At 61.9% G+C, this 12668-nt stretch carries 11 protein-coding genes; 7 read left to right on the top strand and 4 right to left on the bottom strand.

Features of this window, described 5'->3' with window-relative positions; translation table 11 throughout:
- Window positions 1-3: 3 nt before the first annotated feature.
- Window positions 4-729, bottom strand: coding sequence for an IclR family transcriptional regulator (locus ACZ5BO_RS02990; protein WP_025128405.1), 726 nt, complete (start codon window positions 727-729; stop codon window positions 4-6).
- A 250-nt stretch (window positions 730-979) separates the two neighbouring features.
- On the opposite strand from ACZ5BO_RS02990, the gene ACZ5BO_RS02985 reads away from it, so the two are divergent.
- Window positions 980-1411, top strand: a complete 432-nt coding sequence (locus ACZ5BO_RS02985; RefSeq protein WP_025128406.1) for a hypothetical protein — start codon at window positions 980-982, stop codon at window positions 1409-1411.
- Window positions 1412-1519: 108 nt separating this feature from the next.
- Here ACZ5BO_RS02985 and ACZ5BO_RS02980 read toward each other — a convergent pair whose 3' ends face one another.
- From ACZ5BO_RS02980 to gabP, 3 genes are all read right to left on the bottom strand, one after another.
- A complete protein-coding gene (locus ACZ5BO_RS02980) occupies window positions 1520-1840 on the bottom strand; it encodes a hypothetical protein (RefSeq protein WP_025128407.1) in 321 nt (106 codons plus the stop codon).
- Between the two features lie 369 nt (window positions 1841-2209).
- A complete protein-coding gene (locus ACZ5BO_RS02975; protein ID WP_464698176.1) occupies window positions 2210-4240 on the bottom strand; it encodes a DKNYY domain-containing protein in 2031 nt (676 codons plus the stop codon).
- A gap of 187 nt (window positions 4241-4427) precedes the next feature.
- Window positions 4428-5819, bottom strand: a complete 1392-nt coding sequence (gene gabP, locus ACZ5BO_RS02970; protein ID WP_015633814.1) for a GABA permease — start codon at window positions 5817-5819, stop codon at window positions 4428-4430.
- A 565-nt stretch (window positions 5820-6384) separates the two neighbouring features.
- Between gabP and ACZ5BO_RS02965 the strand changes: the two genes are divergently transcribed.
- From ACZ5BO_RS02965 to ACZ5BO_RS02940, 6 genes are all read left to right on the top strand, one after another.
- Entirely contained in the window at window positions 6385-7158 is a 774-nt protein-coding gene (locus ACZ5BO_RS02965; RefSeq protein WP_011058719.1) for an ABC transporter ATP-binding protein, read from the top strand.
- Between the two features lie 13 nt (window positions 7159-7171).
- The gene (locus ACZ5BO_RS02960) at window positions 7172-7924 is read left to right on the top strand and encodes an ABC transporter substrate-binding protein (RefSeq protein ID WP_025128410.1); all 753 of its coding nucleotides are present in this window, start codon (window positions 7172-7174) and stop codon (window positions 7922-7924) included.
- A gap of 64 nt (window positions 7925-7988) precedes the next feature.
- The gene (locus tag ACZ5BO_RS02955) at window positions 7989-8681 is read left to right on the top strand and encodes an ABC transporter permease (RefSeq protein ID WP_025128411.1); all 693 of its coding nucleotides are present in this window, start codon (window positions 7989-7991) and stop codon (window positions 8679-8681) included.
- Window positions 8681-9370, top strand: a complete 690-nt coding sequence (locus ACZ5BO_RS02950) for an ABC transporter permease (RefSeq protein WP_025128412.1) — start codon at window positions 8681-8683, stop codon at window positions 9368-9370. Before ACZ5BO_RS02955 ends, ACZ5BO_RS02950 begins: the two co-directional genes overlap by 1 nt.
- Window positions 9371-9418: 48 nt before the next feature.
- Complete coding sequence (locus ACZ5BO_RS02945) at window positions 9419-10630, top strand: methyltransferase (RefSeq protein WP_464698171.1); 1212 nt, start codon at window positions 9419-9421, stop codon at window positions 10628-10630.
- Between the two features lie 275 nt (window positions 10631-10905).
- Window positions 10906-12537 (top strand): BBE domain-containing protein, encoded by a 1632-nt coding sequence (locus tag ACZ5BO_RS02940; protein ID WP_464698169.1) that lies wholly within the window; start codon window positions 10906-10908, stop codon window positions 12535-12537.
- The last annotated feature ends 131 nt before the right edge of the window (window positions 12538-12668 follow it).

Below are 12668 nucleotides of genomic sequence, written 5' to 3'. Positions count from 1 at the left end.
AATTCAATCAAGCCGGGCGCTCAGGCGCTGCGCCGCTTCACGGGTCCAGCGGATCAGCCGCTCGCGGTTCTGCTCGGCACGAAAGGCCGGCGCCATGAGGCTGATGGCGCCCTGCAAGCGCTCGCGACTGTCGAGCAAGGGCGCGCTGACACCCCAGATCCCTTCATCGATCTCGCTCAGGCTGACCGCATGGCCGGCCTGGCGGATCGCCGCGAACCCTTCCAGGTAGCGCGGATACTCGGCTTGCTCGATGCCCTGCTGCTGCAGGATCGGCAGGCTGCGCTCAGGCTCCATGTAGGCCAGCAGGACTCGGGCCGAAGCCCCCAGCAGCAATGGCTGGGCCAAGCCCTTCTGATAGCAGCAGCGCAGGGGCTGGGGGCTGTCCACCAGCTCGATGCAGATCGCCTGCCCGTTGCTCGGCACCATCAGCGCCACGCTTTCCTGGCTGAGTTCGGCCAGGCGCTTCAGCTCCGGCTTGGCCAGGGTCACCAGCAAGCCTTCACGGTCGAATTTCTTCGCCAGTTGCAGGCAGGTCGGCCCGGGCACATAACGGCCCTGGCCGTTGTCTTCGGCCAGCCCCCAGCGCAACAGGGTCTTGAGGTGACGGTAGGTGCTGCTCAAGGGCTGCTGCAGATCCTGCGACAAGGCCTTGGCGGACATCGCCTCGGGGGATTGCCCCAGGGCCACGAGAATTTGCAGTAAGCGGTCAGTCGGCGTGTTGTAGTTCATAGCGGCCTCTTGCGGCCATGGTGCATGGAGTTTCCCGGTGAATGAAATCGGATTCCCACTGAATGGGAAAAACCCGACAAAAGACCCAGCACCCGGGCACCCGCGGGCTATTCATCCAGCCTGCAGTTCCTGGCTGCGGCTCGGCGGCAGATGCCGGATCGCGGATTTACTGGCATCCTTGCCCGCCTGACATGCCGCGAGCCTGCCGCCAGGCCCGCGCTGAACTTCTTCGCAACAAGGTAAGACGCCGATGGCCTCTCTGGACAAACAACACAAACGTGCCGCCCGGGCCAAAGCCAAGGCCAAGCAGAACCGCGCCAAGCGCACCGCTCCGACCTCGGAAGCCGACCTGGACCCCAATGACCAGCGCCTGGATTTCGAGTCGGTGGACCTGACCGAGCTGTTCGTGAAAATGCGCAATGCCGAGAAGACCAGCCAGCAAGCCCTGTGCGAAGCCTTCCTCGCGGACCCGCTGCTGGAGTTGGTGTATGAGCAGGAAGGTGAACAAGGCGCGACGGATTTCATCCTTGCGGCCCTGATCGAGTACCGCAACTGGTCCACCGAAGCCGACGAAGCCACGGCCCTGGCCTGGATCGAATCCGAAGCCTTCCAGGCCGACTACCTCGCCGCCTCCCAGGCCCTGTTCAGCCCTGAAGAGCAAAACGCAAAACCTGAAGCCTGAAGCTCAAGGCTTGAGGCTTGAGGCTTGCCTGGATTCAGGCATGAAAAAAGGGCGCATTCAGCAATGAATGCGCCCTTTTCTGTTTCAGCTCGAGAGCCGGCCTGATGCTCAGGCCGCTTCCAGCCGAGGGATTTCCATGCCGATGCGCGAGCTGGCGAAGTTCAGGTCGCCGCTGGCGATGGACTGGGCCTTGAAGCCCGAGCCGATCAGGTCACGCACATACAGCTTGTTGTAGATGAACATGAACACCAGGTTGCTCAGGCCGAAGGTGAACATGGCCAGCAGGAACATGATGGCAGCCCATTTCCAGTCAGCGCGAAACAGCGCCGGGATGAAGCCGAAGAAGAACACGGTCCAGGAGAAACCAACTGGCGCTTCCTTGATGGCTCCGGTGTTCGGGTTTTTGAAGATGATTTTAGTGAACGCCATGCGCGTCTCCTTGCCGCCCTTTTTTGAGGGAGCAATGGCCGGGCGATCACCATTGAACCCTGAATGCTCATTCTTCGAGCGGGACTGTCGGCCACAGCACAAGCAGGCACGGACAATACAGGAGCAGGGGTGGCACACGCGGATCAAGGGGGGCAGAAACAGAAGGCGGACTTAGAATCCCGACAAGCGTTCATTCCCTTGTACTACAGCGCTATTCCTTAGCTCCTCTCACGCTGGCACGCAAGAGCTCTTATCGAAGAGCGCGCAGGCTACTATTTCGCCAGCGGGCTGTCCATGAAACGCCATGTAACAAGTCACAAATCCAGTAAAAAGGCCGCCGTCAATGTTGAAGGCAGCCTTTTTTGCCTTTCAGAACGCCAAACTCTCAAAACCGGCATCCCCTGCCGGAGCCTTCGTCAGTGCCTGGTGGTACTGCTCGGCACTGATTTCGCTGAGGGTCGCGTACCCGTCGTAGAGGTAGAAGCGCTGTTTGTCCCGGGCATAGCGCTGGGCAACAAACTCCAGGCTGGCCAGGTCGATGCGCTTGGCACTCACCGGCCGCCGACCACAGAACAGCTTGCGCGTGCCCAATTGCAGAAAGTCCGGATGTGGAACCGTCACTTCTTCCGGGCTGAATGCCACGTCCAGCGGTTTGCCGGCAGCAAACATCAGTGTCGCGGTGAAGGCGTAGCTGCCCATGAAGCGAGTGTGCGCCGGGTCGAGGGGCTTCTTTCTTGTGCCGTAGTAATACACCGCCGCCTTGTCTCGGGCCCAGCCCTGCCCGCATGACTCGAAGCTGGCCAGATCCGCTTTGGCCATCGGCTCAGGCACCTGATAAAACACACTGTGGCAAAAAACCCTCTGGCCATCTGTCAGGTACGGGCCGCCCAGGGCACGGTACTGATCGGCGCAGGCCGAAGAGAATCGTTCCGGCACCTGGGTCTCGGCGCGATGAAAGGGGATCAGATACAGGCCGTTGGCGTCGCCACACAGGTGTGTGTCCAGCAACTTGAAACTGCCGGCATCCAGACCATTGATGGGGCGGCCATGGAAGTGCACCTGGCTCCCCAGCTCGAACCCGGCGCCGATGGCACGCAAGGCCTGGGCTGCTGACGCCGATGGCGCCTGCAAGCGATGCCACCAATAGCCTTGCACCTGCGGATGCGCCTCGAAGTACGCCGACCACTCTTGCAGCATGGTGCCATCGATCACCCCGTCCGAACCCAGCGGGCCGTGCCTGTCACCCACCAGCAACGGCGAATAGTTGTATTCGCCACGCTCCAGCTGGACCACCACAAAGCTCTCTACATCCACGTCCAGCGGCTTGCTGCGCCGGTAGACGCGATGCCGGTCAGCGTAGTAATCGAATCCCAGGTGGCGAAAGCTCGGGCCATCGGCACCACGCAGGCGGGTGCCATTGCAGTAGACGAACTGATCGTCCACGGCAAAGTACGGGTCCGCCGTTTCGCTCTGGCTCAAGATCCGGCCACCGGCGTCGAACAGCGACTGAACACGGTTCAGCAGGCGGAAGTCACCGACATAGCGCAGGGTTTTTCCGGTCAGGTAGTAAGCCCGCTGTGCGTCCTTGGCGTAGCGCTCGTTGAGCACGCTGAAAGTCGCCAGATCGACGTTGTCGATGCGGTAGAAATACTCGTAGGCAATGCTCGAGCCCTGCTGCGCCTGGACGATCACCGAATGCCCATCCGTCCCCCAGCGCCTGGCCAGCATCTGGAAGCCATCGGGATTGGCAATCGGCAATGGCGAACCGTCCTTCTGATGCAGCACAGCGCCGCCCCGGCAGACCTGGCCGCTGATCACTTGATAAGCCGGATGGTTGGTACCGCGTATCTGCTGCTCCGCGCTGGCGATCGCCCGGGCGCCGAGGAAGACCTTGGCCCCATCACTGAACAGCACCGAGCCCGCGGGCCAGTTTTCTGGCACCGGGTGCACAAGCGCCAGGCGCTCAGGCTGCGCGCCCTCGATCACTTCCTGCCCGTAGTCGTGACAGAAATAGGCACGACCCTGATCACGCCAATGGTCATGGCCCAGGCTCTGCAAGCCCCGACACACGCGCACCGGCAACACCTGCAACGGGTGGTAGCCATAACGCGCGAAGTAGCGGGGCAACGCATAATAATCGGCTCGCGCATCACGCAGCAGGTGCCGATGAACACGATGTCGCCACAGCGGCTCGCCTTGTACCAGGGGGGAAGCCGGGAATTGCTCGGTCGCCGCCTGGCAAGCCTGCTCAGCCGGGGTCCGCCCTTCACGCTGCAGCAGGAGGTACACGTCCCGGGCTCGCTCCTCCACCAACAGCGCCCCGTCCACGAAGGCGAACCCTTGATGCCATTCAAGGTCGAGCAGTTCCCACTCGGCATGATCCATATCCAGGTCGTTCATCGCTGCATCCCAAGCTAACCGAGTGGCGGATTATCAGCAGGCGCCCCGGGTGGGTAAAGCGCCCCGTTGCCAGGCCGCGAGTGAGCCTCGGCCCGCCGCCAGCAGAACCGCCAAGCTGCATTCGCAGATGAAAAAGGCCGCGGTCATTTCTGAGCGCGGCCTTTTTCACCAACAGCGGGGCAAAGCGTCAGTTCAGTGCCAGGGCACCGTTGCGCTCGGCCTTGCGCCGACGAGCCACCAACAGGCCGGCAGCGATGACGATGACACTCAGCAGGCCAGTGGCGAGGATCTCCACCCGGTGCTCTTCCTGGAACAGCATGATGCCCAGCACCGCGACGATGAACACGATCACCGCGTAAGTCAGGCCCGGGAACAGCCACATGCGGAAGGCGATCTTCTCGCCGGCGGCCATGCGCTTGTGGCGCATGCGCAGTTGCGACACGGCAATCACCAGGTACACCAGCAGAGCAATGGCGCCGGAGCTGGCCAGCAGGAACTCGAACACCGCAGCCGGGGCCACATAGTTGGCGAACACCGCGAGGAAGGCCGCCGCGGTAGACAGGATCACCGCCCAGTAAGGGGTGCCGCTGGCATTGGTGCGCTTGGCCGCAGCCGGGGCGTCGCCACGCTTGCCCAGGGAGAAGAGCATGCGCGAGGCGGTGTAGAGCGCCGAGTTCAGGCAACTGGTCACGGCCACCAGCACCACCAGGTCAACGATCAGCTTGGCATTGGGAATGCCCATGCGATCGAGCACGGTCTGGTAGGAGCCGACCTGGGCCAGGCTCGGGTCATTCCATGGCACCAGGGCCACGACGATGAAGATCGACACCAGGTAGAACAGGCCGATCCGCCAGATCACCGAGTTGGTGGCCTTGGAGATCTGCTTGCCCGGGTTATGGGATTCCGCCGCGGCGATGGTGACGATCTCGGTGCCCATGAAAGAGAACATGGTGGTCAGCATCGCGGCCAGTACCGCGCCCATGCCGTTGGGCATGAAGCCCTGGGTGTCCACCAGATGCGACACACCGCTGACCTGGCTGTTGGGCAGCAAGCCGCAGATGGCGGCGAGGCCGAGGATCACGAAGCCGATGATGGCCACCACCTTGATCAGGGCGAACCAGAACTCGAACTCGCCATAGTTCTTCACGCTGAACAGGTTGGTGGCGGTCAGCAGCAGGGTGATCACCAGGGTAAAGACCCAGATCGCCACATTGGGGAACCAGGCATGCAGGATAGTGGCGGCGGCGTTGGCTTCCAGCGGGATTACCAGCACCCAGAACCACCAGTACAGCCAGCCGATGGTGAAGCCGGCCCAATGGCCAATAGCACGATCGGCGTAGGTCGAGAACGACCCGGTGTCCGGCGAGGCCACGGCCATTTCCGCCAGCATGCGCATGACCAGCACCACCAGGGTGCCAGCGGCGGCATAGGCCAGCAGTACGGCCGGACCGGCCTCGGCGATGGCATGGCCGGAACCGACGAAGAGGCCCGCGCCGATCACGCCGGCAATCGACAGCATGGTCACATGCCGCGGTTTGAGCCCCTGTTCGAGGTCATTGGAGAGTTGCGTACCGCTCATAAAAGCACCTTTGCAACGAAATAAAGAGTAACTCCACCCAGTCCGCATTCGTTCTCGTAAAAAGAAATCAACAGGGCGTTCTTTATTTCGCACGCAAGAATTGCGCCAAAATGTTACAGGGTCCCGGCCAAGCGGGGTTGGCGAGCCGACCGATGGAAATCCCAAGTCATTGAGAACAATGGCATTTCGCCATTTCGTTACCGGGCGACTCAACTTACAGGACGAAACCGTGCACCAAAAACACACCCGAAAAGCAGGTGATGAGCGATTAGAGTGCAGATCCATGACCTTTGGCCCGTTAACCCTTCCAACACCCGGCCAAAGCTGGCACCATCGCGCCTTTTTTTACGCGACACCTATCGGATTTCAGGCGGATTCAGGGTTCAAACGGGCGTTCGGTTGTTGATGGGGCGACAGTCTCCTGTGCTGATGCGACAACCTGCCACACACCGTCTGTTTACCTCCGGTAGCGCTGTTGGCTGCGCTTTGAACCCTATGCTAGCTTGGCGCCTCGCCAGGAAGGCCGCCAACAGCAGGAGCACAATGAACTCTATGAGGACCGCACATGGCTGAGGCCACGCCCGCGCTTGAAATCCGCAACTTGCACAAACGCTACGGCACTCAGGAGGTACTCAAGGGTATCTCGCTGACCGCACGCGACGGTGACGTGATATCGATCCTGGGTTCCTCCGGCTCCGGCAAGTCCACTTTCCTGCGTTGCATCAACCTGCTGGAAAACCCGCACCAGGGCCAGATCCTGGTGGCCGGCGAAGAGCTCAAGCTCAAGGCCGCGAAAAACGGCGAGCTGGTGGCCGCCGACGGCAAGCAGATCAACCGCCTGCGCAGCGAAATCGGTTTCGTCTTCCAGAATTTCAATCTCTGGCCGCACATGAGCGTGCTCGACAACATCATCGAGGCACCGCGCCGGGTGCTGGGCCAGAGCAAGGCCGAGGCCATCGAAGTGGCCGAGGCCCTGCTGGCCAAGGTCGGCATCGCCGACAAGCGCCATGCCTACCCCGCCCAGCTGTCCGGTGGCCAGCAGCAGCGCGCCGCCATCGCCCGCACCCTGGCGATGCAACCCAAGGTCATCCTGTTCGACGAGCCGACCTCGGCCCTGGACCCGGAAATGGTCCAGGAAGTGCTCAACGTGATCCGCGCCCTGGCCGAAGAAGGCCGTACCATGCTGCTGGTCACCCACGAAATGAGCTTTGCCCGCCAGGTCTCCAGCGAAGTGGTGTTTCTGCACCAGGGTCTGGTAGAAGAACAGGGATCGCCACAGCAGGTCTTCGAGAACCCGCTTTCGGCACGCTGCAAACAATTCATGTCCAGCAACCGCTAACGGAGCTACACGCATGCAGAGCTATAAGAAAATCCTCCTGGCCGCTGCCGTCACCCTGGCCTTCAGCGCCAGCGCTGCCGCCGAGACCCTGAAGATGGGCATCGAGGCGGCCTACCCGCCGTTCAACAACAAGGATGCCAGCGGCCAGGTCGTGGGCTTCGACAAAGACATCGGCGACGCCCTGTGCGCCAAGATGAAGGTCGAGTGCACCGTGGTCACCTCCGACTGGGACGGCATCATCCCGGCCCTGAACGCGAAGAAGTTCGACTTCCTGATCTCTTCGCTGTCGATCACCGACGAGCGCAAGCAGGCGGTGGATTTCACCGACCCGTACTACTCCAACAAGCTGCAGTTCATCGCGCCTAAAGCCAAGACCGAGTTCAAGACCGACAAGGCCTCGCTCAAGGGCAAGATCATCGGCGCACAACGGGCGACCCTGGCCGGCACCTGGCTGGAAGACAACCTGGGCGACGACATCACCATCAAGCTCTACGACACCCAGGAAAACGCCTACCTGGACCTGACGTCCGGCCGCCTCGACGCGATCCTGGCCGACAAGTACGTCAACTACGAGTGGCTCAAGAGCGATGCCGGCAAGCCTTATGAGTTCAAGGGCGAACCTATGGTGGAAAGCGACAAGATCGGGATTGCCGTACGCAAGAAAGATCCACTGCGCGAGAAGCTCAACGCTGCCCTGAAGGAAATCGTCGCCGACGGCACTTACAAGAAGATCAACGACAAGTACTTCCCGTTCAGCATCTATTGATACTGACTTGCCTGACCGGCGCTCCCCCCTGGGCGCCGGTCCTTAGCAAAGCCATCCAGACCCCATGAATATCGATCTCTACGGATTCGGCCCGGCGCTCGCCGCCGGCGCGCTGATGACCGTCAAGCTGGCCCTCTCGGCGTTATGCCTGGGGCTGGTGCTCGGTCTGCTCGGCGCCTTGGCCAAGACTTCCCCGTACAAGCCGCTGCGCTGGCTTGGCGAAACCTACTCGACCATCGTGCGCGGCGTCCCGGAGCTGCTGTGGGTGCTGCTGATCTACTACGGCACGGTGAACATGATGAGCGCGCTGGGGGAGTATTTCGGCAACCCCGACCTGGCCCTCAGCCCGTTTCTCGCCGGGGTGATTGCCCTCGGCCTGTGCTTTGGCGCCTATGCCACGGAAGTGTTCCGCGGCGCGATCCTGGCCATCCCCAAGGGCCATCGCGAGGCCGGCACCGCGCTGGGCCTGTCCAAATGGCGGATTTTCACCCGCCTGATCCTGCCGCAGATGTGGCGCATCGCCCTGCCGGGCCTGGGCAACCTGTTCATGATCCTGATGAAGGACACCGCCCTGGTGTCGGTGATCGGTCTTGAGGAAATCATGCGCCACGCGCAGAACGCCGTGACCTTCGCCAAGCATCCCTTCACCTTCTTCATGGTCGCGGCCTTCATGTACCTGGGCCTGACCGTACTGGCCATGACCGGCATGCACTTCCTGGAAAAACGCGCCGCCCGCGGCTTTGTGAGGACGACGTAATGGAATGGGAAGTCATCTACAAATGGCTGCCGAAATTCATCCAGGGCGCGACGCTGACCCTGGAGCTGGTAGGCATCGCGGTGATCCTCGGCCTGCTGCTGGCCATTCCGCTGGGCATCGCCCGCTCGTCCAAGCTGTGGTACGTGCGCGCCCTGCCCTACGCCTACATCTTCTTCTTTCGCGGCACGCCGCTGCTGGTGCAGCTGTTCCTGGTGTACTACGGCCTGGCGCAGTTCGATGCGGTGCGCGAGAGCTTCATGTGGCCCTACCTGCGTGACCCGTTCTGGTGCGCCACCGCCACCATGACCCTGCACACCGCGGCCTACATCGCCGAGATCCTGCGGGGCGCGATCCAGGCCATTCCGCCCGGCGAGATCGAAGCCGCACGGGCCCTGGGCATGTCCAAGCCCAAGGCACTGTTCTACATCATCCTGCCGCGGGCGGCGCGCATCGGCCTGCCGGCCTACAGCAACGAAGTGATCCTGATGCTCAAGGCCAGCTCCCTGGCCAGCACCGTGACGCTGCTGGAACTGACCGGCATGACCCGCACCATCATTGCCCGCAACTACCTGACGGTGGACATGTTCTTTACCGCCGGGGTGTTCTACCTGTTGATGTCGTTCATCCTGGTCCAGGCCTTCCGCCAACTGGAACGCTGGCTGCGGGTCGACGCCTGCCAGGGACGCTGACCTTCTCCCGCTCCCGCCAGGGAGCGGGCCTGCCCGGACCCAACGCCCATGCCCCCGATCCTCCAAGGCCCCGCGCTGCTGACTCGCTTCCAGGCCCTCGGGGATTTCCTGCTTGAGCACCAGGCGCTCTGGCGTCCGCGCCCGTTCAACCACCCGTACCTGCCCTGGGAGGCCCGGCATCCCGAGCTCGCCCACTGGCTGCGCCAGCGCTCCCTGGACGATGCCGAGGCGGCCCACAACCACCCGCAGCAACTCCAGGCACCGGCCCCCTTTGTCCAACTGGCGGAGCAGGCCCGAGCACTCGGCGCAGTGGGCGAACTCCCCATGCAGGCACTGCCCGCGCACCACCCACGCCTCAACGTCGACGTGCCCGGACGCAAATGGCAGCAGATCGAAGCCTTCGCCGCCTGCCTGCAATTCGACCGCGAGCCAACTCACTGGCTCGACTGGTGCTCCGGCAAGGGCCACCTCGGCAGGCGCCTGCTGCAACCCGGGCAGCAACTGACCTGCCTGGAATACGACCCGGCGCTGATCCAGAGCGGCGAGCAACTGAGCCGGCACCACGGGTTGCCCGCCCACCATCGGCAACAGGACGTGCTGGCCGATGACACGGCCCGGCACCTGGGCGCCGAACACAGTCCGGTGGCCCTGCACGCGTGCGGCGATCTGCATGTGCGCTTGATCCAGTTGGCCAGCCAGCAGGGTTGTCCACAGCTGGCCATCGCCCCCTGCTGCTACAACCGCACCCGCGCCAGCCGCTACCTGGGCTTATCCACAGCCGCCCTGGCGTCCAGCCTGGAACTGTCCCTGGAAGACCTGGCCCTGCCCATGAGCGAAACCGTCACGGCCGGCGCCCGGGTCCGGCGCCAGCGCGACACGTCCATGGCCCGGCGCCTGGCATTCGACCTGCTGCAACGGCAAGTGCGTGGCATCGACGAATACCTGCCGACCCCTTCCCTGCCCAGCCATTGGCTGGACAAACCTTTCGCCGCCTACTGCCGCGATCTCGCCGCCCTCAAGGACTTATCCACAGTCGATTGCCAGGATTGGGCCGCCCTCGAAGCCGCCGGCTGGCAGCGCCTGGCCCAGGTGCGCAACCTGGAACTGTTGCGCGGCCTGTTCCGCCGCCCCCTGGAACTGTGGCTGGTGCTGGACCGTGGGCTGTTCCTGCAGGAGCAGGGCTATGCCGTGCGCCTCGGAACCTTCTGCGAGGCCCCCCTGACCCCGCGCAATCTGCTACTGCTGGCACAACGCCCCTAACCTCCCGCCGCGCCGGCTCTGGCCGATGCGCGTGGTGCCTGCCCCCTGCGACCAGTGACCTCACAAACGGACCTCGGACAACCCATTGAACGTTGCCGATCAAGCCGAGGAATGGTCCTCAAGGTCACGAAAGAAAAAAACCAAGCCGATTACGCCTACTAGTCTCTAAGGCGTGCAGAAACAGGCAGCACTCAGGCAACAGCTCGGGCGCAACGAAAGCGGTCATTTTTCGACAGGAAGTCGCCAAGTTCACCATCACCTACAGGGAGTTAACCATGAACGTCATCGACCATCAGGCACACACCTACGAAACCCTGCAAAAGGGTTTCAACTTGCGCTGGCCGCCCAGTATCGAACAGGGCGCACAGCGGATTTATGTATGTACAACGCCCGATGAAGTTCTGGCGGCAGCCAATACCGCACTGCGTGACGGCTATCGCATCACGGTGCGCAGCGGTGGCCACTGCTACGAGGGTTTTGTTTCCAACAAGTTGCGCGGCGAGACAGAAAGCCTGGCAATTATCGACATTGGTGAAATGAAAGGCCTGAAGTACGACGAAGGCCAATCCATCACGTCTCCCTGGGACAGCCAGAACAGGAAGTATCGCTTCATGGCTTTGACCGGCAATCAGAACTGGGACGGCTACCTGTCGCTGTACAAGCAGGCCGGGCGCACCATTCCTGGCGGCTCATGCTATTCAGTCGGTGTCGGCGGGCACATCAGCGGCGGCGGTTACGGGTTGTTATCGCGCCTTCAGGGCCTGACCGTGGACTGGGTTACCGGCGTCGACATTCTTGTGCCTGTGGAAAACTCGCGGCAACTGGAGTTCCGGCATGTTCGCGCAGACAGCCCATCGAACAACGACAGGGCCTTGTTCACCGCCTGTTGCGGCGCCGGCGGTGGCAACTTCGGCATCATCATCGGCTACTACTTCGACCAACTTCCCCAAGCCCCGCAAAAAGCCTACTGGATTCCCCTGGCCTACCCGTGGAAAGAGCTGATTCCCAACTTCTCGAACTTCCTGAAAGCCTATTGGCAATGGTTCTCGGACAACGACGCCGCCGCGACCAGCCCAGTGGAAGGGATTGGCAATGGTGGCTTGTTCACCCTGCTGAAACTGAACCATGTGGATACCTCCGACCATGTAGTGCTGGCGATCCAATACACCGGTCCCAATGGCCTGGTCGGCGGCGCAAACGATATCCCGCTCAATGACTTCATCAGCAAGATGAATGCCGCGGCGGGCATCACGCCGACCCTCCATGACGGTTTCATCGCCCCCAACATTGCACCGCTGCGACACCCGCTTGCCGGCAGAAAATTCAGCGGGGCGGTAGCGGAACACACGGCAATGGATTGGCTGTACGTCACTCAAATGATTAACGGCTCGGGCAACAATCAGCGGGGCAAATACAAGTCCGACTATCAGGTCGAACAGTTCTCCGATCAGGCCTGCAACGCGTTGCTGACGCACTTGACCGAAGCTACGCCAGACAAACGCTTCAGCCAGTCACTGGTACAGATCGATTCCTACGGCGGGGCGATCAATAAAAACGGCATGGGAACGACCGCAGTTCCTCAACGAAGCTCACTGCTTAAAACCCAATACCAGACGTACTGGACCCATGCTGCCGAGGACAGGGTGCAAATAGCCTGGATTCGCAACATCTTCAATGCCGTACACGGCGGCAAGCCGAAAAGACCCGCCTACGATGGCTGCTATATCAACTACCCCGATGTCGACATGAAGTACACCGATACAGGCGCTGTAGACCCCGACTGGTTGAACCTGTACTACGGCTGGAATACGGAACTGATCAACACCCTTTGCAACCTGAAGGCCTCAATAGACCCCAACAACCTGTTTCGTCATGAACTGTCCATCCCGGCCACAACGACCCAATAGGTTCCGGCCCGGACACACCACAGGGGTATAACCGCAGTGTGCTCGTTCCAGCCTCCCGGTAGCCGTACGCCATTGGCTTGATGAGCATGCTGTGCGCCTCTGCGACAGGCTGTCGCGACCTGTGGATAAGT

This window comes from Pseudomonas sp. FFPRI_1 (genome assembly GCF_055384485.1).
Note: the sequence above shows the minus strand (reverse complement) of the source record. Positions and strands in the feature narration are given on the sequence as shown.